Source organism: Kitasatospora sp. NPDC058492 (genome assembly GCF_042720685.1).
Classification (GTDB): Bacteria; Actinomycetota; Actinomycetes; order Streptomycetales; family Streptomycetaceae; genus Kitasatospora.
Genome location: NZ_JBHXMU010000005.1, coordinates 14,160 through 38,486 on the forward strand (window position 1 = coordinate 14,160; position 24,327 = coordinate 38,486).

The 24,327-nt window shown below is 74.3% G+C and carries 17 protein-coding genes; 7 read left to right on the top strand and 10 right to left on the bottom strand.

The annotated features are described in order from the left end of the window. The first annotated feature begins 4 nt into the window (after positions 1 to 4). Entirely contained in the window at positions 5 to 862 is an 858-nt protein-coding gene (locus tag ACFWPI_RS04895; RefSeq protein ID WP_380375367.1) for an arylamine N-acetyltransferase, read from the top strand. 31 nt (positions 863 to 893) lie between these two features. On the opposite strand, the gene ACFWPI_RS04900 is transcribed toward ACFWPI_RS04895, so the two are convergent. The 7 genes from ACFWPI_RS04900 to ACFWPI_RS04930 all read right to left on the bottom strand — a co-directional run bounded on the left by ACFWPI_RS04900 (position 894) and on the right by ACFWPI_RS04930 (position 9,545). Further along, positions 894 to 2,462 (bottom strand): class I adenylate-forming enzyme family protein, encoded by a 1,569-nt coding sequence (locus ACFWPI_RS04900; RefSeq protein WP_380340442.1) that lies wholly within the window; start codon positions 2,460 to 2,462, stop codon positions 894 to 896. A 72-nt stretch (positions 2,463 to 2,534) separates the two neighbouring features. Then, entirely contained in the window at positions 2,535 to 4,004 is a 1,470-nt protein-coding gene (locus tag ACFWPI_RS04905; protein WP_380375368.1) for an adenylosuccinate lyase family protein, read from the bottom strand. Beyond that, entirely contained in the window at positions 4,001 to 5,992 is a 1,992-nt protein-coding gene (locus ACFWPI_RS04910; RefSeq protein ID WP_380375370.1) for an FAD/NAD(P)-binding protein, read from the bottom strand. Before ACFWPI_RS04910 ends, ACFWPI_RS04905 begins: the two co-directional genes overlap by 4 nt. 73 nt (positions 5,993 to 6,065) lie before the next feature. Further along, entirely contained in the window at positions 6,066 to 7,637 is a 1,572-nt protein-coding gene (locus tag ACFWPI_RS04915; RefSeq protein ID WP_380375372.1) for a class I adenylate-forming enzyme family protein, read from the bottom strand. Positions 7,638 to 7,865: 228 nt separating this feature from the next. Further along, the gene (locus ACFWPI_RS04920; RefSeq protein ID WP_380375374.1) at positions 7,866 to 8,411 is read right to left on the bottom strand and encodes an SRPBCC family protein; all 546 of its coding nucleotides are present in this window, start codon (positions 8,409 to 8,411) and stop codon (positions 7,866 to 7,868) included. 157 nt (positions 8,412 to 8,568) lie between these two features. Further along, positions 8,569 to 8,970 (bottom strand): GNAT family N-acetyltransferase, encoded by a 402-nt coding sequence (locus ACFWPI_RS04925; RefSeq protein WP_244293282.1) that lies wholly within the window; start codon positions 8,968 to 8,970, stop codon positions 8,569 to 8,571. A 161-nt stretch (positions 8,971 to 9,131) separates the two neighbouring features. Further along, positions 9,132 to 9,545, bottom strand: a complete 414-nt coding sequence (locus ACFWPI_RS04930) for a Fur family transcriptional regulator (protein ID WP_363376909.1) — start codon at positions 9,543 to 9,545, stop codon at positions 9,132 to 9,134. A 200-nt stretch (positions 9,546 to 9,745) separates the two neighbouring features. Between ACFWPI_RS04930 and katG the strand changes: the two genes are divergently transcribed. Further along, positions 9,746 to 11,980: a catalase/peroxidase HPI gene (gene katG / locus ACFWPI_RS04935; RefSeq protein ID WP_380375375.1), complete on the top strand. Its 2,235-nt coding sequence runs from the start codon at positions 9,746 to 9,748 to the stop codon at positions 11,978 to 11,980. 117 nt (positions 11,981 to 12,097) lie between these two features. Here the strand turns inward: katG and ACFWPI_RS04940 are convergent, their stop codons facing one another. Both ACFWPI_RS04940 and ACFWPI_RS04945 read right to left on the bottom strand, forming a co-directional pair. After that, a complete protein-coding gene (locus ACFWPI_RS04940; protein ID WP_380375377.1) occupies positions 12,098 to 12,790 on the bottom strand; it encodes a response regulator in 693 nt (230 codons plus the stop codon). Further along, positions 12,787 to 14,028: a sensor histidine kinase gene (locus tag ACFWPI_RS04945; protein ID WP_380375379.1), complete on the bottom strand. Its 1,242-nt coding sequence runs from the start codon at positions 14,026 to 14,028 to the stop codon at positions 12,787 to 12,789. Before ACFWPI_RS04945 ends, ACFWPI_RS04940 begins: the two co-directional genes overlap by 4 nt. Positions 14,029 to 14,234: 206 nt before the next feature. On the opposite strand from ACFWPI_RS04945, the gene ACFWPI_RS04950 reads away from it, so the two are divergent. Together ACFWPI_RS04950 and ACFWPI_RS04955 are read left to right on the top strand one after the other, a co-directional pair. Further along, complete coding sequence (locus tag ACFWPI_RS04950; protein ID WP_380375381.1) at positions 14,235 to 14,924, top strand: ABC transporter ATP-binding protein; 690 nt, start codon at positions 14,235 to 14,237, stop codon at positions 14,922 to 14,924. Then, a complete protein-coding gene (locus ACFWPI_RS04955) occupies positions 14,921 to 17,311 on the top strand; it encodes an FtsX-like permease family protein (protein WP_380375382.1) in 2,391 nt (796 codons plus the stop codon). The genes ACFWPI_RS04950 and ACFWPI_RS04955 overlap by 4 nt, the downstream gene beginning before the upstream one ends. A gap of 28 nt (positions 17,312 to 17,339) precedes the next feature. Here ACFWPI_RS04955 and ACFWPI_RS04960 read toward each other — a convergent pair whose 3' ends face one another. Beyond that, entirely contained in the window at positions 17,340 to 17,924 is a 585-nt protein-coding gene (locus tag ACFWPI_RS04960; RefSeq protein ID WP_380375384.1) for a hypothetical protein, read from the bottom strand. Positions 17,925 to 18,292: 368 nt separating this feature from the next. Between ACFWPI_RS04960 and ACFWPI_RS04965 the strand changes: the two genes are divergently transcribed. The 3 genes from ACFWPI_RS04965 (at position 18,293) to ACFWPI_RS04975 (ending at position 24,224) form a co-directional block, all read left to right on the top strand. Beyond that, entirely contained in the window at positions 18,293 to 18,472 is a 180-nt protein-coding gene (locus tag ACFWPI_RS04965) for a hypothetical protein (RefSeq protein ID WP_380375386.1), read from the top strand. 179 nt (positions 18,473 to 18,651) lie between these two features. Next, positions 18,652 to 21,864 (top strand): type 2 lanthipeptide synthetase LanM family protein, encoded by a 3,213-nt coding sequence (locus ACFWPI_RS04970; protein ID WP_380375388.1) that lies wholly within the window; start codon positions 18,652 to 18,654, stop codon positions 21,862 to 21,864. Between the two features lie 377 nt (positions 21,865 to 22,241). Continuing rightward, complete coding sequence (locus tag ACFWPI_RS04975; RefSeq protein ID WP_380375390.1) at positions 22,242 to 24,224, top strand: ATP-binding cassette domain-containing protein; 1,983 nt, start codon at positions 22,242 to 22,244, stop codon at positions 24,222 to 24,224. Positions 24,225 to 24,327 lie beyond the last annotated feature (103 nt).

The following is a 24,327-nucleotide window of genomic DNA, read 5'->3' on the forward strand; positions in this document are numbered from 1 at the left end:
CAGGATGGGCGATGACCGCGCCACCGGCGAATGGGGAGCGGAACTGCTCGACGTCGGGGCCTACCTGGCCCGCACCGGCGTCCCTGGCCCGCTGCCCCCCGAGCCCGGGACGCTGCGCCGGCTGCACCGCGCCCACCTGCTGGCCCTCCCGTTCGAGAACCTCGACATCCCGCTCGGCCGCGGCGTCCCGCTCGACCTGGACCGCGTCCAGGCCAAGCTGGTCGCCGGCGGCCGCGGCGGCTACTGCTTCGAACAGAACCTGCTCTTCGCCGCAGTGCTGGAACGCCTGGGCTTCCAGGTCACCAGGCTCGCCGCCCGAGCCCTGCTGAATGCCGGCCGACCGCTGCCGCGCACCCACCTGGTGCTGCTGGTGACGGTCGGCCAGGCGCGTTTCCTCGCCGACGTCGGCTTCGGCGACAAGGGGCCGCTGGAGCCGCTGCCGCTGACCGACGGTGCCCTGGCCGAGCCCGACGGCTGGACTCACCGGCTCCGCCGGGTCGGCTCGGAGCCGGACTGCTGGGTGCTCGAACTCCTTCGCCCCGACGGGTGGTTGCCGCTCTACCGGTTCGAGACGGGCCTGCCGCTGCACCAGGTCGACTGCGTGGTGATGAACCACTACACCTCCACCCACGAGCGCTCCCCATTCACCGGCCGGGCCTACCTGTCCAGGATCACGCCACAGCGCCGGCTCTCCCTCGACGGCCGACGGCTGGTCGTCGGCCGCGCCGACGGCACGACGGAGGCTGCGGACCTCACCGACGAGCGGTACGCCGCCGTCCTCGCGGAGGACTTCGGTGTCCGGCTCGGGCCCGGGGACCTGCGGTCCGTCCTGCGGAGCCTGCCGGCCATCGGCCCCTCCTGACACGCGTCGGCCCCTCCTGAAAAGCGTCGGCTCAGGCCTCCTCGGCCGTGGCCAGCTCCCTGGCCAGCTCCAGCCGCTTCACCTTGGTCGTGGCGGTGTGCGGCAGCTCGTCCAGCCGGCGCTGCACCGGCGGGGCCAGTGTGGGCAGGCCGGCCACCGCGCGGTTCCAGCGGGCGAGGTCGAGCGGCTGGTCGTCCCGGGTGCAGACCACGGGCACCGGGGCCTTGTCCCCGCCGGGCACGATGATCACCTCCAGCAGCTCGGGCAGCCGGGTGAACAGCTTGTCCTCCAGGTCCAGGGTGCTGTTGATCCCCGGGATCTCGTCGACCTCACGGTCCAGCAGGTGCAGGCAGCCCCACCGGGTGCGGTAGCCGAGGTCGCCCATCCGCCACCAGCCGTCCCGCGAGAACTGGCCCTCGAAGCGCTCCCGCTCGCCGAAGTAGGTGACGATCTGCCCGCCGCTGCGCACCTCGATGTGGCCGGGGGAGTTCTTGGTCACCGGCCGGCCGTCCCGGCTGACCACCCGGACCTCGGTCATCCCGGGGAAGGTCCGCCCGACGCAGCGGCCGTCGGCGCCGCTGCGGCGGTGCCGGGTGTAGGTGCGGGCGGCGATGGCGCCGGTCTCGCTCTGCCCGTACGTCTGGGCGAAGAACGGCAGGCTGCGCTCGGACGCGCCCAGCAGGGTGTCGACCGTGCGCGGGTGGATGGCGTCGAAGGTGTTGCTGAAGCAGCGGACCTTGGCCAGCGGCTTCGCCGGGTGGTCCGCCAGGACCTCCCAGCTCAGCAGGGTGTTGGGGTGGGACTCGATCACCCCCGGGGGGATCCGGGCGAACAGCTTCGCGACGTGCTCCGGCTCGTCGTCCCGCAGGATGATCATGGGGTGGCCGCGCAGCGCGAACAGCGCGGCCCCGCTGATCATCCGCGAGTGGGCGAAGGAGACGTGTACGGCGATCGGCTCGTGCCGCCCGACCGGGGCGAGCAGCACCGACTGCGGGCGGCAGCGGGCCTGGATCGTGATGCCGGTCTGGACGGCGAGCTTGGGCAGGCCGGTGGTGCCCGAGGTGTGGGTGATCAGGGCCGGCTGGTCCTGCGGCATGATCACGGGTGCCACCCGCTCGACCCCGGCCAGCCCGGCCAGCGCGGTCGCGCCCGGGAACTCCCCGGTGGCCACCAGCACCCGCTCGGTCAGGTCGAACACCTCGGACGGGAGTTCCTGCTCCAGCTTCGCCGCGTCGGTGAGCAGCGTCGGCCGGGACAGCCGCCCCAGCAGGCGGGCGACGGTGGTGCCGTCCAGCTTCGGGGACAGCAGCACCGGGACCCCGCCGACCCGGGCGACGCTGTAGGCGAGCAGGGAGATGTCGAAGCTGTCCGACTTGTGGATCACCACGTGCGAGCCGGGGCGGACCTGGGAAGCCCACAGTCGGGCGGCGAAGTCGTCGACCAGATCGGCGAGTTCGGTCAGGGTGACCCGCCGGCCCAGCTCCGGGGCGATGTCGAGGTCGTGGTCGAGGTAGACCGGGCTCGCCGGGTGACGGGCGGCCGCGCGGTCGAAGACCGTGCCCAGTCGGATGCCTCGGTTGCCGACGCGTTGCAGGAACATGCTCCTCTTCCCCTTCGGTTGGTCGCAGATCGCTCGGGAGTCCGGCGCCGGGGCGCCGGCGCCGGGCTGGCCTCACGGCTCGCGCAGGGCCCGGTCGACGAGGGGGCCGGCCGCCCCGGTGTACGAGGTCGGATCGCACAGCCGAGAGAGCTCGGCCCTGCCGAACATGCCGTCGAGAGCAGGCAGTTCGGCGAGCACCTGCTCCAGTGGCCGCCCATCGCGGTCGGCCTCGCCGGAGGCCTCGGTGAGCAGCTGCTTGGCCGTCGCCTTGCCGAGCCGGGGCGCCAGGACGGCGACGATCCGTTCCGAGACGATCTGACTACCCGTCAGTTCCAGGTTGGTGCGCATCCGTTCGGGCCGGACCTCCAGCCCCTCGGCGAGCTCCACCGCAGTGTGCGCGGCGCCCCCGGTCAGCCGCAGCGCCTCGCGCAGCAGCTGCCACTCGGCGTGCCAGGCGCCTCCCGAGCGCTCGTCCTCGGCCAGCAGGCACTGGGTGAGCCCGGTGGCGATCACCGGCACCTGCAGCGCGGCGCTGCGGATCAGGGTGGCCAGCACCGGGTTGCGCTTGTGCGGCATCGCGGAGGAGCTGCCGCGCCCGGCCGCGGTGGGCTCGGCCACCTCGCCGACCTCCGTCCTGGTCAGCGACTGCACGTCGATCGCGATCTTGCCGAGGGCGCCGGCGGTGAAGGCCAGCGCGCCCGCGAGGTCGGCGATCGGGGTGCGCAGCGCGTGCCAGGGCAGCACCGGGCGGGCCAGCCCGGTCTCGGCGGCGAAGGCGGTGAGCAGCCGGTCCAGGTAGTCGCCCGGGTCCGGCGCCGCCCCGTTCGCGGCCGCGCCGTCGATCCGGGCGTATTCCAGGTACCCGGCGAGGGTGCCGGCGGCGCCGCCGAGCGAGACCGGCAGACCGTGCTCGGCGACGTGCCCGAGCCGCTGCTCGGAGTCCAGGACGAGCCGGCGCCAGCCGGCCGCCTTGAGGCCGAAGGTGGTCGGTACGGCTTGCAGGGCGAGCGTGCGGCCGGGGAGGACGGTGTCCCGGTGCCGTTCGGCGAGGACGGCCAGGGCCCGCGCGGTGCGGGCGAGGTCGGCGCGGATGATCCGCAGGGCCTGGGCGGCCACCAGCATCGCGCCGGTGTCCAGGACGTCCTGGCTGGTGGAGCCGCGGTGGACGTACTCGGCGGCGGCCCGGTCCTCGGCCGCCACCACCCCGGTCAGCGCCCGGACCAGCCCGACCACCGGGTTGGCGGTCTCCCGGGACTCGACCGCGAGGGACCGCAGGTCCAGCAGCTCGGCGCGGGCCAGGCGGGTGATGGTGTCGGCGGCGCTCTTCGGCAGGGTGCCCAGCCCGGCCTGGGCCCGGGCCAGCGCCGCTTCGGCGTCCAGCATGGCCTGCAGCCAGGCCCGGTCGCAGACGGCGGCCTCGACCGGCGTCCCGGCGCGGACCGGCGAGAGCAGCCCGGAGTCGGTCAGGATGCCGGCCGCGTCGTGCGCGTCGTGCGGGTCGCCGGGTCCGTGCGGGGCGACCGGCTCGTCAGGGTCGGTCATATCAGCACTCCGGTCAGGTCGGTGACGGCCGCGTCCGGCCGGACCCCGAAGGGCAGCTGGGTGGTGGGCGGCAGGGCGAGCAGCGAGCGGGCGATCGCGTCCGAGTCGCCGAGCGTCACCGAGTCCACGCCGGGCCGGATTCCGGCCGCCGTCACCCAGTGCACCGACTCGGTCGGCACCCCGTAGGCGTAGCGCCGCGGGTGCGCGCGGCCCCGGGTGTCCAGCAGCCGGTACGGCCGTTTGGTGACGGCCAGGCCGCCGGTCTCGTAGTCGGTGCCGCCCGTGCCCGGGATCCGGTACGCGGTGGCCTGCTCGGTGCTCAGCAGGTGCTGCAGCAGCGGGTCGGTGGTGCGGCGCAGGTCGGGTTCGGGCAGCCGGGCCTCGATCAGGACGGTGGCGCGCACCGGCGGCTGGGGCACCGCCCGGGAGGTGAGCACGTAGGCGGCCGCCTCGGTGTCGATCCGGATCTCGGTGCCCGGGCCGGTGAGTTCGACCACCCCGGCCTCGATCAGGGCGATCAGCTCCTCGATCCGGGAGACCGGCGGGCCGATCGACAGGAAGGCGTTGAGCGGGGTGTACCAGCCCTCCAGGTCGTCCCGGTGCGAGTTCCCCTCCAGCCCGCCGTGGTCCACCGCGAGGCGGATCTCGTTGCGCAGGTCGCGCAGGATGTCCAGGGCGGTCTTGAGCGGGCCGCTGAGGTTGCCGGCGCGGGCCGCCTCGACGTCCTCGGCCAGGTACCCGAGCAGCCAGTCGCGGAAGTCCTCCGGCCCGGTGAACTCCCGGTCCCCGTAAGGGCGGAAGAGTCGCTCCCAGTCCCAGCGCTCCGACTCGGGGATGCCGTACTCGTCGAGCAGGGCCGCGAAGCCGCCGCCGTGGGCGACCGTCAGGTACCGCTGGACGAAGGGCTCCCGATCGGCGCCGCGGCCCTTCGCGTCGAGCAGCGTGCCGTAGTAGACGCTCTCCACCTCGCGCGCGATCAGCGGCCACAGATCGGTGCGGAACTGCACCGGCTCGCCGGCCGCGGACTGCTCGCGCAGCCCGGCGATGTACTCGGCGGTCAGCAACCGGGGGAAGTAACGGCCGTACGCGCCCTTCTCGTTCTCGCCGCGGGCGTGGTACGGGATGCCGCGGCGCGAAGTGGCGAACAGTTTCGGCTCCCGGCCCGACGGCCGGTACACCAGCCGTCCGTCCGCGCGGACGAAGGCGCCGCCCCGGCCGACCGTGAACAGGGCCATGTGGTCGAAGAAGTTCAGCCCGAGGCCGCGCAACAGGACGTGCTGGCCCGGCAGGATGCCGCTCAGGTCGAGGTCCGCCGGGTTGGCCGGGGTGATGTAGGTGAGGTGGTGGATCCGGGACAGGCTCGCCGTCCGCTCCTCGTGCGGGGTCGGCCGGGCCGCGACGTGGCCCTGGGCGAGCACGATGGCGTCCAGGCGGTTGAGCCGGCTGCCGTTCTCCAGGCGGATGCCCTGCGGGCCGCCGGGGACACCGTGGGTGTCCGCCATCGCCACCGCCCGCGAGCGGTGCACCTGGACGGTGACGTGCGCGGGCGCGCCGTCCACCACCCGGCGGAAGCTCGCGTTCAGGTAGCGCCCGTAGAACGCCCGGGTGGGGTAGCTGTCGGCCTGCAGGGTGCGGGCCTCGGCCACGCACTCCTCGTCCTGCCCGGAGGCGGCGCCGGCCTCGGCGACCTCCACCGCCCACTCCCACAGGCTCGGACCGGGCTCGATCGGGCCGTCGATCCGGGAACTGTCGTCGGTGTACACGGTGATCTGCGAGGCCACGGTGTTCATCAGCAGGTGCCGTGACTGGTCCTGGCGCCAGACGGCGCCGGCGCCGGGCGCGGCCGGGTCGACCATGTGCACCGTGATGGAGCCGTGCGAGGGCGCTGCGCGCTCGTTGGCGCAGAGCCGTTCCAGAACGGACAGGCCGCGCGGGCCGGCCCCGATGACGCAGACCTCCAGTGCCGCCTTGCTGCCCACTGTGCTCATGCGCCCGCCTCGCTTCGCTCGGTAGGGGCGTGCGCCCACGCGGACCTCTCGATGACGAGCTCGCTTCGCTCACTCACGGCTTCACGTCCTCCACGTCTTCCACGTCCACCCGGGTGCCCTGCGGGGCTTCGGCGAGCAGCAGGCGGGCGAGCTCCAGGCGCTTGATCTTGGTGGTGGCGGTCCTCGGCAGCTCCTCCAGCCGCCGGTGGACCGGCTCGGCCATCGGCGGCAGCGACGCCGCGGCGCGCCGCCAGGCCGCCAGGTCCAGTGGTTCGTCGTCCTTGGTGCACACCACCGGCACGGCCCTGCCGTCCGGGCCGGGGATGATGATGACCTCGGCGAGGCCGGGCAGCTGGCCGAACAGGGTGTCCTCGGCCGCGAGGGTGCTGCCGAAGCCCTCGATCAGGTCGACCTCGCGGTCCAGCAGGTGCACGCAGCCCCACTTGGTGCGGTAGCCGACGTCGCCCATCCGCCACCAGCCGTCCGCCGACACCTGGGCGTCGTAGCGGTCCTGCTCGCCGAGATAGGTGACGATGCGTCCGTCGCTGCGCACCTCGATGAAGCCCGGGTTCCGCTCGGACGGCGGGTTGCCGTTCCGGCTGACCACCCGGACGTCGGTCATCCCGGGGAACGGCATGCCGACGCAGCGGCCGTCGTCGTCCAGGGTGCGGCGCCGGGTGAAGCCGCGGACGATGGCCGGGCCGACCTCGCTCTGCCCGTACAGCTGGCCGAAGAGCGGCGAGCGGCGCCGGGTGGCGCGCAGCAACCGGTGCACGGTCCGCGGGTGGATCGCGTCGAAGGTGCTGCTGAACAGCTTGACGTTGGACAGTGGGCCGCGCGGGTCCTGCGCCAACTCCTCCCACTCCATGAAGGAGTTGGGGTGCGCCTCCAGGATGCCCGGCTTCAGCCGCGCGAACAGGTCGCCGACGTGCTTCGGGTCCGACTCGCGCAGCACGACCAGCGGGAAGCCGCGGTAGAGCGAGATCGCCAGCGCGGTGATCAGCCGCGAGTGGACGAAGGAGACGTGGATGGCGATGGTCTCCCGGCCCGGGATCAGCGGGGCGATGACGGAGGCCTGCGGGCGGTAGCGGGACTGCAGGCTGAACCCGGTGTGCACGGCCAGCTTGGGCGTCCCGGTGGTGCCCGAGGTGTGGGTGATCAGCGTCGGGTGGTCGGCCGGCATGATGACGGGTTTGACCCTCTCCACCCCGGCCAGCGCCCGCAGTTCGACGGCGTCCTGGTACGAGCCGGAGGTCAGCACCACCCGGTCGGCGAGGTCGAAGACCGTCTCGGGCAGCACGTTCTCCAGCTTCTCCTGGTCGGTCACCAGGAACGGCCGGTCGGTGCGGCGGACCAGCTCGGCGACCGTCGCGCCGTCCAGAGCCGGCGACAGCAGGACCGGGACGGCCCCGATCCGCGCCGCCGCGCACGCGAGCAGCGTGATGTCGAAGCCGTCGGCCTTGTACACCACCACCCGCCGGCTCGGCCGCACGCCCGCCGCCCAGAGCCGGGAGGCCAGGTCGTCCACCAGGTCCGACACCTCGGCGACAGTCGCCCTGCGGCCCAACTCCGGTGCCGCGTCGAGGTCGTGGTCGAGGATGAGGACGTTCGCGCCGTGTCTGGCCGCGGCGCGTTCGAAGAGCATCCCGAGCTGAATTCCCCGGTTTCCGATACGTTGAAGAAGCACCTGTACGCCTCCCGGGCCGCGGCTGTGCGCCGTCGGCGCCTGACGTGAATGGAATGGACACCACCCGCGGTGAAAGGGACACCGTCCGAGGTGAATTGGCGTGCCCGGGCGTCCGAATGGCCGCGTGCCCGGGTACGAGCCCGGGAATTCCGGGCGAATCGCGGAAAGGCCGGATAGCGCCCGGCGTCACGCCTCTTCGACGACGGCCTTGATGCGCTGCAGGGTGGCGGCCAGATCGCCGGAGATCTTGTCGCCCCACTCCGCGAAGAAGCGCTGCTTCTCGGCCGCGTCCATCTCCGCGGTGATGCCCTTGATGCCCTGGGTGGCCGAGTCCATGCGGAAGTGGTGGGTCAGCAGGCTGCCGCCGCCCTCGGCTGCTTCGATGTCGAAGCCCCAGATGCTCTCCTGCTTCTGGCCGTCCGAGTTGTGTATCGCCCACCGGAAGGTCCGGCCCGGCTCCGCGGTGACCACCTCGGACTGGGTCGTCCACCGGCCGCGGACCACCGGCGCCCAGGCGACGATGTCGTCGCCGCGGAGGTTGTCGCCGCGGAACACGGACCCGACGGCGGCCGGCTCGCCGACCGTCCATTCACCGCCCAGGCATTCCGGGCTCCATTCGCCGCTGCGCGGCAGGTCGCTGATCACCGCGTAGACCTCGATCGGTGTCGCGGAAATGCGAATGTCGGCGTCGGCGGAGAATATCGGCTGCTTCTCGTTGATGGTTTCGCCCATGCCGGGGATCGTCCCAGCCCGGCCCCGGAGGGGGTCAAGGGCAGGCCGGCGGGTCCGTCAACTCCGTGATTCCGTGTCAACTCCGGCCCGGGGCCGCGGCGAACGGCCGCGAACCGGCCGGCACCGCGGGCCGTGAACCGGCCGTCCCCTCGAACCGTTACGAACCGGCCCGGATCTCGCGGGCGAAGTGCAGGGCGACGATCGACATCCGGGCCGTGTGATAAAACCGGTGCGCGCCGTGGTTGGTCACCCCCGAGTCGAGCTCGATCCGGGCGCACCCCGTCCGCCGGGCCCGCTCCTCCAGCTCCGCCATCAGCCGCCCGCCGACCCCCGCCGACCGCACCGCGCGGTCGGTCACCAGGTCGTCGACGAACAGCAGCCGGCCGCGGCTGGTCGCCAGCACCCGGTGGGTCGCCACCCCGACGCACCGCCCGCGACCGTCGTACGCGGCGGTGAAGACCAGCCCCTGCGCGTGCGCCTCGGCGGCGAAGGCGGCGAACCCCTCGGCGGTCAGGGCCGGCCTCAACTGCCGTATCAGCGGCCCGACATCGGTCGCCATGGCGGCGTTTCCCGGTATGACGTCAACCATCGTCAGTTCCATCCCTCGATCTTCGCAGGGAATGCCGGTCCTCGGTCCGGGCGGGACGGCGAGTTCTGGCCCGTGGTCAGCCCGTGGTCAGCCCGTGGTCAGGCGGTGGTCAGGCGGTGGTCAGGCGGTGGTCAGCCCGCGCAGGTCGGGCAGAGGCCGCGGTAGGTGACGGCGGCGTCGGTGACGGTGAAGCCGAAGCGCTGGTCGGCGGGGAGGGCGGTGAGGGGGTCGTCGGTGGGGTGGACGTCGCGGATGGTGCCGCAGTGGGTGCAGACGAGGTGCTGGTGCGGGTGGTGGGCGTTGGGGTCGTAGCGCTTGGCCCGGCCGTCGGTGGAGACCTCGGTGACCTCACCGAGGGTGACCAGTTCGCCGAGGGTGTTGTAGACGGTGGCCCGGGAGATCTCGGGCAGGCGTTCGGCGGCTCGGGCGTGGACCTCGTCGGCGGTGAGGTGAACGTGCTCGCCGTCCAGGACCTCCGCCACGACACGCCGCTGGGAGGTGAGGCGCCAGCCGCGTCCGCGCAGTCGTTCCAGCAGGTCACTCATATCGGTTCACCTATTCAGGTCAATGGGAGGACCGGATTTTACCAAGTGATTGCGGCTTCTCTCCGGTTCCCGATCGGATATGGGTTTGGTGTCAATCTTGACGTGGATCGTGTCCATCGTAGGATCGGCTCCGGCGATAGCCTGGGTAGCAGGAAGTAGCAGTCAAGACACCGTGATCCGCCTTGTAGGGAAGGATTTCCATGTCTGAGAACCACGATCCCATCGTTACCGAACCCGAGCCGCAGGCGGAGGGCACGGGGGGCTGCCCGGTGGCCCACGGGCGCGCGCCGCACCCCACCCAGGGCGGCGGAAACCGCCAGTGGTGGCCGGAGCGGCTCAATCTGAAGATCCTCGCGAAGAATCCGGCCGTGGCGAATCCGCTCGGCGCGGACTTCGACTACGCCGCGGCGTTCGGATCCCTCGACCTTCCGACCGTGAAGCGGGACATCGAGACGGCCCTCACCACCTCGCACGCGTGGTGGCCGGCCGACTACGGGCACTACGGCCCCTTCATCATCCGGATGGCGTGGCACAGCGCGGGCACCTACCGGATCAGCGACGGCCGCGGCGGCGCCGGCGCCGGGCAGCAGCGCTTCGCCCCGCTGAACAGCTGGCCCGACAACGCCAGCCTGGACAAGGCCCGCCGCCTGCTGTGGCCGGTGAAGAAGAAGTACGGCCGCAACCTCTCCTGGGCCGACCTGATGATCCTGGCCGGGAACGTCGCCCTGGAGTCGATGGGCTTCGAGACCTTCGGCTTCGGCGGCGGCCGCGTGGACGAGTGGGAGCCGGACGAGGACGTCTACTGGGGCCCGGAGACCACCTGGCTCGGCGACGAGCGCTACACCGGCGACCGCCAGCTGGAGCGCCCGCTCGCCGCCGTCCAGATGGGCCTGATCTACGTCAACCCCGAGGGCCCCAACGGCACCCCGGACCCGCTCGCCGCCGCCCGCGACATCCGCGAGACCTTCTACCGGATGGCGATGAACGACGAGGAGACCGTCGCGCTGATCGCCGGCGGCCACACCTTCGGCAAGACCCACGGCGCGGGCCCGGCGGACAACGTCGGCCCCGACCCCGAGGACGCCCCGATCGAGCAGCAGGGCCTCGGCTGGAAGAGCACCTTCCGCACCGGCAAGGGCGCGGACGCGATCACCAGCGGCCTGGAGGGTGCCTGGACGGCCACCCCGGTGACCTGGGACAACAGCTTCTTCGAGACGCTGTTCGGCTACGAGTGGGAGCTGGCCAAGAGCCCGGCCGGCGCCTTCCAGTGGAAGCCGAAGGGCGGCGCCGGAGCGGGCACCGTCCCGGACGCCCACGACCCGTCCAAGCGGCACGCCCCGACGATGCTGACCACTGACCTCTCGCTGCGCCTGGACCCGGTCTACGAGCCGATCTCCCGGCGCTTCCTGGAGCACCCCGAGCAGCTCGCGGACGCCTTCGCCCGCGCCTGGTTCAAGCTGACCCACCGCGACATGGGCCCGGTCGCCCGCTACGTCGGCGCGGAGGTCCCGAGCGAGCAACTGGTGTGGCAGGACCCGCTGCCCGCGGTCGGCTACCAGCAGATCGACGCCGCGGACGTCGCCGCCCTGCGGGAGCGGATCGCCGCCTCCGGGCTGTCGGTGTCCGAGCTGGTGTCCACCGCGTGGGCGGCGGCCTCCTCGTTCCGCGGCAGCGACAAGCGCGGCGGCGCCAACGGCGGCCGGATCCGGCTCCAGCCGCAGATCGGCTGGGAGGTCAACGAGCCGGACCGGCTGGCCTCGGTGCTGCGCACCCTGGAGGGCGTGCAGCAGGAGTTCAACGCCCGGTCCGGTGCCAAGCAGGTCTCGCTGGCGGACGTGGTGGTGCTGGCCGGCGGCGTCGGCGTGGAGAAGGCCGCCCGGGCGGCCGGCCGCGACGTGGTGGTGCCGTTCACGCCCGGCCGGGCGGACGCGACGCAGGAGCTCACCGACGTCGACTCCTTCGCGGCGATGGAGCCGACCTCGGACGGCTTCCGCAACTACGTGGGCAAGGGCAGCCGGCTGGCCGCCGAGTACCTGCTGCTCGACAAGGCGAACCTGCTGACCCTGAGCGCGCCCGAACTGACCGTCCTGGTCGGCGGCCTGCGCGTGCTGGGCGCCAACTACCAGCAGTCCCCGCACGGCGTCCTCACCGGGACCCCCGAGGCCCTGACGAACGACTTCTTCGTCAACCTGCTGGACCTGGGCACGGAGTGGAAGGCCACCTCGGAGGACGGGCACACCTTCGAGGGCCGGGACGCGGCCACCGGCGCGCTCAAGTGGACCGGCACCCGGGCCGACCTGGTCTTCGGCTCCAACTCCGAACTGCGCGCCGTCGCCGAGGTCTACGCGAGCGACGACGCGAAGGAGAAGTTCGTGGCGGACTTCGTCGCGGCCTGGGTCAAGGTGATGAACCTGGACCGGTTCGACGTCGCCTGAGCCCGCGACCGCCTGAGCCCGCGATCGTCCGATCCCGGGTTCCCGGGCGGCCGACGGGGGTCGGCGTCAGCCCGCCATCGGCCCGGAGGTGCACGCCTCCGGGCCGATGGCGGACCGCTACCGGGGTTGCGCCGCAGTGCCGACGCTGACCAGCCCGGTCTCGTAGGCGGCGACCACCGCCTGGGCCCGGTCCCGCAGGTTCAGCTTGCCGAGGATCCGGGCCACGTGCGTCTTGACGGTCGCCTCGGAGAGCTGGAGCCGGGCGGCGAGTTCGGCGTTGCTGAGGCCGCGGGCGAGCAGGCCCATCACCTCCCGCTCGCGCGGGGTGAGCGCGGCCAGTTCGCGGTGCGGGGCGGCGGCGGGGGTGTCCGGGCGGGCGAAGCGTTCGACCAGGCGGCGGGTGATCGCCGGGGCCAGCAGCGCGTCGCCGGTGCGGACCAGCCGGACGGCGGCGGCCAGGTGCTCCGGGGTGACGTCCTTGAGCAGGAAGCCGCTCGCCCCGGCCGCCATCGCGGCGTAGACGTACTGGTCGAGGTCGAAGGTGGTCAGCATGATCACCCGCGGCGGGTGGTCCGCCGGGCCGGTGTCGGCGAGGATCCGGCGGGTGGCCTCCAGCCCGTCCAGGCCGGGCATCCGGATGTCCATCAGGACGACGTCCGGGCGGGTGCGGCGGACGGCGGCGACGGCCTGCTCGCCGCCCTCGGCCTCGGCGACCACCTCGATCCCCTCCGATTCGAGGATCAGCCGGAACCCGGTGCGGACCAGGGCCTGGTCGTCGGCCACCACCACGCGCAGCGCCTGCTCGCTCATGAACTCTCCAGGGGGATCAGGGCCTTGACGCGGTAGCCGCCGCGCGGCCGGGGGCCGGTGTGCAGGGTGCCGCCGTAGACGGCGAGGCGTTCGCGCAGGCCGATCAGGCCGCGGCCGTTGCCGGTCGCGGCGGCGCCGGTGGTCCGGCCGCCGGTGTCGGTGACCTCCACCCGCAGGTGGCCGGGGGCGTACTCGACGGTCACCGCGGCATCCGCGCCGCCCGCGTGCTTGACGGTGTTGGTGAGCGCCTCCTGGACCACGCGGTAGGCGGCGAGTTCGACCCCGGGCGGGACGGCCCGGCGCTCCCCGGTGACGGTCAGCTCGACCGGCAGTCCGGCCCGCCGGACGCCGTCGACCAGCGCGCCCAGTCGGCCCAGGCCCGGCTGCGGGCTGAGATCGGCGGTCGCGGCCGGGTCGTCGCCGGTCTCCGAGTCGATCGTCAACAGGCCCATGACCTGGCGCAGTTCGGTCATCGCGGCGCGACCGCCGGCCTCCACCGCGGCCATCGCCTCGCGGGCCTTGTCCGGGGCGCTGTCCAGGATCTTGCGGGCGGCCCCGGCCTGGATCGTCATCATGCTCACGTTGTGCGTCACCACGTCGTGCAACTCCCGGGCGATCCGCGCCCGTTCGAGCTCCACCGCGTGCTCCAGCGCGGCCAGCCGCCCGCGCTCCAGGGCGGACAGCCGTTCGCGCTCCTCGTCCACCCGGCGGCGCCACATCCGCAGTTCGTAGGCGACCGCGAACACCGGCACCAGGACCAGCAGCGCGATCACCGCGTTGGGGAAGTGCGGCAGCTTGGCGTCGTCGAAGAGCACCACCAGCGTCACGGCGGCCGCCGGCAGGCTCGGCAGCAGCGCCGCCGGGCGGCGCCCGTACGCGGCGGCGCTGTAGGTGGCGACGATGACGGCCACGCCGGCCGCGTACGCGATGTCCTCCGACTGGTGACGCACCAGCAGCGCGGCCGGCAGCACCGCCCACAGCACCGTCAGCGGGAGGCGGCGGCGCAGCACCAGCGGCAGCGGCACGAGCGGCACCAGCAGCATCGGCCCGTACCAGTCGGTGCCGTGACCCCTGCTCGCGGTGGTGGCGTAGCGGGCGCAGGCGAAGGCGAGGAACAGGGCCAGGGCCAGGTCGAAGGCCTGGCCGCGCCGGGTCGGCCGGGGCGGCGGCGCGGCGCCCGGGGGTTCGGCCAGGCGGGCCGCCGCGCGTAGCCGCGCCGCTGTCGGGAGGTTGATCACCGGGACATTGTGGGGGCCGGGGGCCGTCGGGGACAGCCCCTCGGGCGGCGGTGGCCGCTACACCCGGCGACTACCTCGCAAGGATGACGCCGCGCCGGGTCGCCCGGACGGGGTAGCGAAGTTGCCCCGGGCGACGGACGCGGGTGCGCGCCGCCCGTCCGTACCTTCGTGTCGTCCACCAGGCGGGAACGTACGAGGAGCGGGGAATGAGCAGCGATCCGGTGATCGAACTGAGCGGTGTGAGCCGCCACTACGAGGGCGCGCGGGCGGCGCTGGACGAGGTCACGCTGAGCGTGCGGGCGGGGGAGTCGGTGGCGGTGCTCGGCCCGTCCGGCAGCGGGAAGTCCACCCTGCTCAACCTGGTGGCCGGGCTGGACCGGCCGAGCGCCGGGACGGTCACCGTGGCCGGGGTCCGGGTCGACCGGCTGAGCGAGGCGGGCTCGGCCCGCTACCGGCGCGGCACGATCGGCATGGTGTTCCAGTTCTTCAACCTGCTGGACGACCTCACCGTGGCCGACAACGTGGTGCTCGCCGGCGAACTCGCGGGCGTCCCGCGCGCCGAGGCCCGGCGCCGGGCCGCAGAGCTGCTGGAGTCGCTCGGCATCGACCGGCACGCCCGCGCCCACCCGGCCCGGCTCTCCGGTGGTGAGCGCCAACGCGTCGCGGTGGCAAGGGCGTTGATGAACAGGCCGACGCTGCTGCTGGCCGACGAGCCGACCGGCGCGCTGGACTCGGCCTCCGGCGAGGACGTCAAGGAGCTGTTCCGGGAGCTGCACGAGGACGGCCAGACCATCCTGATCGTCACCCACGACCTGGCCCTCGCCGAGGACTGCGCCACCCGCACGGTCCGGATGCGGGACGGCCGGATCGCCTCGGACTCGGCGGTGGCGGCATGACCGCGCTGGGCAGGGTGGTGCGCGCGGGTGTCCGCCGGCGCCGCACGCAGTCCGTCGTGATCGGGCTGGCCGCTCTGGTGGCCACCACCTGCTCCGTCCTCGGCGGCTCGCTGCTGGTCGCCTCGCAGCAGCCCTTCGACCAGGCCTTCGGCGGCCAGCACGGCGCCCACCTCACCGCGCGCTTCGACGGCGCCCGGGCCACCGCCGCCCAACTCGCCGACACCGCGCACGCCCCCGGGGTGGCGGCCGCCGCCGGGCCGTTCCGCACCGTCACCGTCGATCCCGAACCGGGCCCAGGCGCGACCGGCGCGACCGGCACGGACGGGGAGGGGATGGAGCCGATGACCGTCGCGGGCCGCGCCGATGCCGCCGGCGGTGTGGACAACATCGAGCTACTGCACGGAAGTTGGCCCAAGAAGCCGGGGGAGGTGGTGCTCGACGCGAGCTACGGCAGCCCCGTCCGGGAGGTCGGCGGCACACTGCGCCTGCCCGGCCTGCCGGGCGCGCCGACCCTCACCGTCGTCGGCTTCGGCCGGTCCGTCAGCCGCACCGCCGACGCCTGGGTGACGCCGGACGGCCTCGCCGCGCTCACCGCGCCCGGCAGCACCCCCGGCTACGAGATGCTCTACCGCTTCACACAGGCGGCCACCGCCGAGGCGCTCGCCGCCGACCGGGCCGCCGTCGCCGCCGCCGCACCCGCCGGTGCGCTGACCGGCGCCCAGTCCTGGCTCACCGCCAAGCAGGGCTCCGACCGCAACACCGCGATGTTCCTGCCGTTCATGGTCGCCTTCGGCCTGCTCGGCATGGCGATGTCGGTCCTGGTGGCGGGGAACGTGGTGGCCGGAGCCGTCGGCACCGCCACCCGGCGGATCGGCGTGCTCAAGGCGCTCGGCTGCACGCCCGCCCAGGTGGTCCGCGCGTACGTCGCCCAGGCACTGATCCCGGCCACCGTCGGCACGCTGCTCGGTGTGGTCGCGGGCAACCTGCTGACCCTCCCGGTGCTCGCCACCACCGGGCGGATCTACGGCACCAGCACCTCCGGCATCGCCCCCTGGGTGGACGTCGCGGTGGCCGGCGGCACCCTGGCGGCCGTCGCCCTGGTCGCCTGGGCCGCCGCCGCCCGCGCCGGACGGCTGCGCACGGTGGACGCGCTCGCCGTCGGCCGTACGGCGGGCGGCACCCGGCGGGACCGGGCGGCGGCCCGCGCCGCCGAGCTGGCCGCCCGGCTGCCGCTGCCCCGGCCGCTGAGCCTCGGCCTCGCCCAGCCCTTCGCCCGCCCGGCCCGGGCCGCCGGGATGCTCGCGGCCGTGCTGTTCGGCACGGCGGCCGCGGTCTTCGCGGTGGGCATGGGCGGGACGATGACCTGGGTGCAGGCGGCGAAGGACCACGACACCGCGGATGTCGTCGTGCACCCGCAGCGGCCCGTCGGCCCGCCCGGGGCGACGCCTCCCGCCAGGCCGGTCGCCGCCGACCCGGCCACCGTCACCGCCGCCCTGGACGCCCAGCCGGGCACGGCCGGCTACTTCGGCGACGGCACCGAGGACGTGACGGTCCCCGGCGTCGCGGGGAGCACCAGGGTGACCGCGTTCGACGGCGACGCGACCGGGGCCGGCTACCGGATGGTCTCCGGGCGCTGGTTCCGGGCCCCGGGCGAGGCCGTCGCCCCGGCCACCTTCCTCACCGAGGCCTCGGTGGCGCTCGGCGACCAGGTCGCCTTCACCTCCCACGGCAGGGCGGTCACCGTCCGGATCGTCGGTGAGGTCTTCGACCCGCACATGCAGACCAACGAACTGTTCACCGACGCCGCCGGCTACCCGCCCGGCGCCGCCCCGCACCCGGACTCCTGGTCCGTCGCGCTGAAGCCCGGCACCGACCGCGCCGCCTACGCCACCGCCCTCGGTGCCGCCCTCGCCCCGGTGCGGATGACGGCCGAGGCAGGCGGGTCGCACGGCTCCAGCGGCTCGATCGCCGCCCTGAACTCCCTCACCGCCACGCTCACCGCGCTGCTCGTCGTGGTCGCCGGGCTCGGGGTGTTCAACACCGTCGTCCTGGAGATCCGGGAGCGGAAGCGGGACGCGGGCGTCGCCAAGGCGCTCGGCATGACCCCGGCGCAGACCGTGGGCGGGGCGCTCGCCCCGGTCGTCCTGGTCGGCGCGCTCGGCGGCGCGAGCGGCCTCCCGGTCGGGCTGCTGCTGCACCGGCTGACGGTGCCCGCCATGGGGCGCAGCGCCGGGCTCCGCTTCCCCGCCTCGGCCCTCGACGTGTTCGGCACGCCGGTGCTGGCGCTGCTCGGGCTCGGCGGCGTGCTGATCGCGGTGCTCGGGGCGCTGCTGCCCGCCGTCCGGGCGGCCCGGGCGCGGACGGTCGAGGCGCTGCGGGCCGAGTGAGGGGTCGAGTGAGGGGTCGGGCGGCGGGTCAGGCGCCCTTGTCGGGCCGGTGACCCTCCGCCTTGGGCTCCTCCGCCGTGTCCTGCTCTGCTGCGTTCTGCTCCGCCGGGTCCTGTTCCGCCGTGTCCTGCTCCGCCTTGTGCTCGGCGGCCCGGACCTGCTCGGCGAAGGCCTGCGCGTCGATCCGCTCGACCGTGGCCCCGTGCCGGGAGGCCAGGTCGTCGGCCCGGTCGGGAGAGGACTCCCGGAGCTCCAGGACGAGCAGCGCGCCGCCGTCCGGGACGCGGGGCGAGAGCATGATCAGCCCGGCGCCGCCCTCCGTCGCCCGGCCCTCCTCGGCGGCGTTGCCGAGCGCCGCACCCGCCGCGAAGCCGAGCAGGACGCCGATCGGCCCGCCGACCAGGCCCACCAGGCCGCCGAGGACGCCGGAGCTGACGGTGGTCACGCCCGCGCCCCGGGTGAAGGTGTCCTGGATCTCCAACAGGCCGTCGGCGCTGCGCTCCAGGGCCGCCAGCTGCCGCAGGCCCGGCAGGTGCTGCGCCTCGTCGAAGGCCGCCCGCCACGCGGTGGCGTCCGGGAAGGTCAGCAGGACGACGTTGTGCTGCTCGCTCATCGCGCTCCGATCGGGCCGGGGGCGGGGGTCGCCGGATTCCATCGTGACCTTCAGTGCCCGGCCCGGCCACAGGAGCGACGGGCGGCGCGGACTGCCCGGGGCCCGGCCGTTCAAACGTGGGGCCCGGTTCAGTTCCCCGTCGTGGTCTGGATTCCGGACAGGTGTAGGGCGATGCGAGGTCCGACGGGCGAGCCGGGGCACGGGCGCGGCCTGCGGGAGCGGGACGGGCAGGGGAGGCCTCGTCCCTATTTCGACCCTGGCCAAAATTGTGCCCGGTGCAAGGCACACCCCTGGTGCGGCGGGTGGGGCGGTGCCAGGATCCCGACCCGGCACGACCGTGCCAGACCCGAATGTCTGAAGGAGGCACCATGCAGCCCACGGCAGAGCAGGTCCGCGCGCTCAAGGACGAGGACTTCCGGCTCACCCTCGGCCAGGGCCACCAGGTCCACCCGGCCGGCGACCTGGCGGACGAGGTCTACGTGACCGCCGCGGTGCAGGCCAGCACCTGTGGTGGCTGGAGCAGCTGCGCCCACGTCTGCAGCTTCTGAGTCCGCCGTCCGCGGCGCGGACCCCGGCCGCACCGCCGGAGCCTGCGTCGCGGACGCACGACCCGGCCGATGAACGCGCGCCCCGGCCGCACCGCCGGGGCGCGTACGTCCGGTACCGCAACCGTCGGGCACGAAGCACCGCAACCGTCGCGCACGAACCGAGCATGGAGAGACCGCCCGTGGTTGACGCGTCCGAAATCCGGCGGGCCGCCGCCCGAGCCGTCCCGCTCGCCGCCCGCGGTCCGCTGCCCGACCCGGACGCCCAACGCGCCGAACAGACTGAACGGGCCGACCGCGCCGGACGGATCCTCGACCGCTGGCGCGCCCAGCCGCCCTTCGACCGGGACGACTGGTTCGAGCGCCGCCTCGCCGCCGACCGCCTCGACCCGGACGGGCTGCGCGCCCTGCTCGCCGAACACCCGGCCGACCTCGCGGACCGCCTCGGCACCCCCGCCTGGGCCGAACGCCTCGCCGCCGCCTTCGAGGCCGGGCACACCCTCGACCTCCCCGAGGAGCACGCCTTCGCCCGGCTCGTCGCCCCACTGCTCGCCGACGCCCGCGACCGCCTGCGCACCGGCCTCGCCGAACTCGGCCCCGCCACCGCGGACGCCGCCACCCCCGGCCCCGCCACCCTCGGTACCCCCGACCAGCTCACCGCCCTCGTCCTGCCCGCACTCACCGCGACCGCGCACACCACAGCCGTCCGCACCGTCATCACCGAACTCCACGTCGCCCGTCTCTCCGGCGAGTTGACCGGAGACACCCCCGAGCAGCGGTACCGGAACTTCCTCGACCGGCTCACCGAACCCGGCCGCGCCGTCCGACTCCTCGCCGAATACCCGGTGCTGGCGTACCGGCTGGCCACCGCCGCCGAACAGTGGACCGCCACCTGCCTCACCCTGTACCGCCGCCTCGCCGCCGACCTCCCCGCCCTCGCCCGCACCTTCGCCGACGGCCGCCCGCTCGGCCGCCTCACCGAACTCGCCACCGGCCTCGGCGACCCGCACCGGGGCGGCGCCACCGTCAGCGCCCTGCGCTTCGAACACGGCACCCGGATCGTCTACAAGCCGCGCCCGCTCGGCGCCGAGACGCACTTCCAGCACCTCCTGCGCTGGCTCAACCCCCGACTCCGGCTGCCGCTGCACGACCTCGCCCACCTGGCCCGCGACGGCTACGGCTGGGTCGCCCACGCCACCGCCGAACCAGCCCGCGACGACGCCGAGTTGAGCGACTTCTACCACCGCGCCGGCACCCTCGCCGCGCTGCTCCACACCCTCGACGCGGTCGACTGCCACGCCCAGAACCTGATCGCCGTCCGCGACCAGCCGGTCCTGATCGACCTGGAAGCGCTGTTCCACCCCGACCTGCCCGAACCCGCCAAGGACCTCTCCGAGTCCGAACGGCTCGCCCGCCACGAGGCCCGGCACTCGGTGCTGCGCTCCGGCCTGCTGCCCGAGCGCATGTGGGACGAGGGCAACGGCGGCACCGACCTCTCCGCCCTCGGCTGGGATCCGGGCAGCCTCCCGCCGCGCCCGGCCCCCGTCCTGGTCGACCAGGGCACCGACCGGCTCCGCCTGGAGTACCGCCGGATGCCCGTCGCGGCGCCCGGCAGCCGGCCCGTCCCGCCCGGGCGGCCGCTGCGCCTGGCCGACCACGTCGGCGAACTCGAAGCCGGCTTTACCGAGGCCTACCGGCTGCTCGCCACCCACAAGGGCGAACTCCGGGATCTCATCCGGGCGTTCGCCGCCGACGAGACCAGGATGCTCCGCCGCGACACCTTCGAGTACCGCAGCCTGCTCGCCACCGCCTGCCACCCCGACCTGCTCCGCGACGGCCTCGACCAGGACCGCCACTTCGACCGGCTCTGGGCGCTCCCCGCCTGGGAGGAGCACGCGCTCGCCTACGTCGACCACGAGCGCGCCGACCTCTGGCGCGGGGACGTCCCGGTCTTCACCATCCGCCCCGACGGCGTCGACGCCCGCTCCTCCACCGGAGCCCTGATCCCCGGCGTCACCGACCGGCCCGCACTCGACCTCGCCCTCGCCAAGGCGGACGCCCTCGGCGAACCGGACCTGGCCCGCCAACTCCAGCTGCTGCGCCTGTCGGTGACCACCGCGGACGGCGCCCGCGAGCCGCGCCGCCACCCGGCCACGTCCCCTCCCGCGCAACCCGGGAAGCCCGCCGAAGGCCTGGACCTGGCCTCCCGCGCCCTCGCCAAAGCCGTCGACGCCGGCGAACAACTCCTCCGCGAGGCCTACCGGGGGAGCGCGGACCTCGCCTGGGCCGGCCCCAACTGGACCCCGCCCGGCCGCTGGGCACCCGCCGAACTCGGCCCCGACCTCTACAGCGGGACGGCCGGCGTCACCCTCTTCCTCCACCAGCTCGCCACCGTCACCGGCGATCGCGAGCACCGAAACACCGCCCAGGCAGCTGAACTGACGCTGCGTCATCAAATCCGGCGACGTGCCGACCGCCTCGGCGGCGGCCTCTCCGGCGTCGGCGGCGTCCTCTACACCCTCGCCCACCTCGCCGCTCACCACCCCGACGCCGAACTCGACGCCCTGGCCGCCCAGGTGGTGCGCCGCAGCGCCGCCCTCGCCGCCGACGACGCCCAGCACGACCTCCTCGCCGGCAACGCGGGCACCATCGGCGGACTGCTCGCCTGGGCGGCCGTCCGCCCCGGCCCCGCCGTCACCGATGCCCTCGCCGCCTGCGCCGAACGCCTCGTCCGGGCCGCCGCGCCGTACCCCGAAGGCGGCGCCGGTTGGCTGCCCGTCTCCCTCGCCGACATCGTCAAGCGCCCGCTGGCCGGTTTCGCGCACGGCGGCTCCGGCATCGCCTGGGCGCTCGCCCGCGCCGGCCGGTACCTCGGTGATCCCCGGCTGCCCCAACTCGCCCTCGCCGCCGTCGCGTACGAACGCACCCTGTTCGACCCGGCCGCCGCCAACTGGCGCGACGTCCGCGAGGACGACGGCCCCGACGCGCCCCACTACCCCGCCCTCTGGTGCCACGGCGCCTCGGGCATCGCGCTCGCCCGCACCGAACTCGCCGAACTCCTCCCCGAAGCCCGCGAGTTGCTCCTCGCCGAACGCGACACCGCCCTGACCACCGTCCTCCGCGAGGGCTTCGGCCACAACTTCTCGCTCTGCCACGGCGACTTCGGCAACCTCGAACCCCTCCTCCTCGCCGGCGACCGCTGGCGCACCGCCGCCCTGCGGCAGGCCCACGCCACCCTCGACGACCTCGACACCCGCGGCTGGATCTGCGGCCTCCCGCACGGCGTCCACAGCCCCTCCCTGATGGTCGGCCTCGCCGGCACCGGCCACGGCCTGCTCCGCCTCGCCGACCCCACCACCCCCTCCCTCCTCGCGCTCCACCCGCCGACCCGCTGAGACGGTCGGCGAGGTCGGCAAGGTCGGCGAGGTCGGGCCGCGCGGGCTCGACCGGAACGTTCATGTGATCGTCGGACCGCACGTCCGGAGTGCACCGCAACCGACCCCTGAATCGAACATCGCGGACCCTCCCGGTGATCGATTGCCACCAACTCGCCGCCGCCGACACGGAATCGCCCGGATCGAGTGAGACCGGCCGGGACACGCCGGACGGCCCGGCGGACCGCTGCCAGGATCGGGGTCCGCACCGCAGCCAGCCCCTCGCAGAGTGCCCTCCGGCACCGCTGCCGACCCCACACGCCCACACGGCGGTGAGGGCTGCCCGCGCGCGGATCCGCTGCGGCCACCGGCCGCCGTACCAGGGAGCAGGGAGCACTGTGTCCGAACAGATCGTGAAGCCCGAGAAGCCCCACACCCCGCCCGACCGTACCCCGCCTGACCACGACCAGGATCAGGACCAGCACGACCAGGATCAGGATCGGCACGACGAGGAACTGCGCCTGCGCTTCCCCGGCGACCGCCGCGCCGAGGCCGGCGCGTCGATGTCGGCGAGCGCGATGCTGCGCCGCCTCCCGCACCTGGTGCGCCGCGCGCTGGCGCTGGCGTGGGCGGCGGACCGGACGTCCACCGTGCTGCTGCTGGTGTGCCAGGCGCTGGCGGGCGTGTTTGGGGCGTTGGCGCTGTACGCGACGACCGGCGCCCTGGGCGCGCTGCTGGTGGCGGGCCCGGTGGGGGAGCACCTGCGGACCGCCGCGCCGTCGCTGCTCCTGCTGACCGTCTCGGCTGCGCTGCGCGCGGTGCTGGGGATCGCGGTGGTGGGGCTGTCCGGCCGGGTGTCGCCGAGGGTCACCCGGGAGGCGGAGCTGGCGCTGATCGCCGCCGGGTGCGCGGCCGAGCTGCGGGCGTACGACGAGCCCGCGTACAACGAGCAGTGGGAGGCGGCCGACCGGGGTGCCTCGACCACGCCGGATCTGCTCTCCAACGCCCAGGACGTGATCGCCTCGACGGTCTCGCTGGCCGCTGCGGCGGGTGTCCTGGCGACGCTCCACCCGTGGCTGGTGCCGCTGCTGCTGCTGGGTTCGGTGCCGACCGGGGTGGCGGCCGTCCGGACGGCCCGGATCCACTACCTGGCGGCGGTGGCCACCAACGAGGACCGTGGCGCGCTGCGCGTCTACCGCTGGTTCCTGATCGACAAGACCCGCGCGGACCAGGTCCGTTCGGACCAGGTCACGCCGTTCCTGATGGCCAAGTACCGCCGCGCCGAGGAGAAGATCGTCGAGGCGACGGACCGGGCGACCAGGGAGGCGGCGAAGGTCTCCCTGCTGGCCTCGCTGGGCACGGGGGCGGGCAGCGCGCTGGTCTGGGGCACGCTGCTGTACCTGGTGGCGAGCGGCCGGATCGACCTGGCGGCGGCGGGTACGGCGACGTTCGCGCTGCGGACGGCCTCGTCCGGGTTGCAGGGCCTGGTCGGCAACGGCGCCCGGCTGTACCGGATGGGCCTGTACCTGGACGACTACTTCACCTTCCTGGACGAGGCCGGCGGCCACCGGATCCGGCGCGGCGGGATCGTGCCGGACGCGCCGCAACTGGTGGAGGTCGCGGACCTCGGGCACGCCTACCCCGGCGAGCAGCAGGAACCGGCGCTGTGCGGGGTCAGCATGACGCTGCGGGCCGGGGAGGTGGTGGCGGTGATCGGGCAGAACGGCAGCGGCAAGTCGACGCTGCTGAAGCTGCTGTCCGGCCTCTACCTGCCGCAGTCCGGCCGGATCTGCTGGGACGGCGTGCCGGTGCAGGAACTGGACGCGGACGGCATGTGGTCGCGGGTGGCCCGGGTGCCGCAGGAGTTCGCGCGCTGGCCGCTGGGGGCGGCCGAGAACGTCCACCTGGGGCACCTCACCGAGCAGGTGATGGCGGACGTGGAGCGGGCGGCCGCGCGGACGGGTTTCGACGAGATCGTGGCCCGGCTGCGGTCGGGCTGGCGCACGCTGCTGGCCCAGGGCTGGTGGGGCGGCGCCGAGTTGTCGGGCGGCGGCTGGCAGCGGGCGGCGGTGGCCCGGGCGCTGTACCGGACGGTGCGCAGCCCGGGGCTGCTGATCCTGGACGAGCCGACCTCGGACCTGGACCCGCGCGCCGAGCACCGCATCCTGCACGCGCTGCGCGCCCTCGCCCCGGGGCGGATCACGCTGCTGGTGACGCACAACATCGCCAACGCGGCGGTGGCGGACCGGGTGATCGTGATGGACCGGGGCCGGATCGTGCAGACCGGCACCTGGACGGAGCTGGCGGCGCGCCCGGACGGGCTGTTCCGTGAGCTGCTGGACCTCCAGCGGGACCGGACGGTCCCGGCGCAGCGGGTCTGACGTCCTCGGCCGGCGAGGGCCGGTGCTGACCGTCCTCCGTACCGTCGTCGTCACGGCGGTACGGAGGACGGGAGGCGCCCGCCGGACGCGCGGGGTCTCGTTG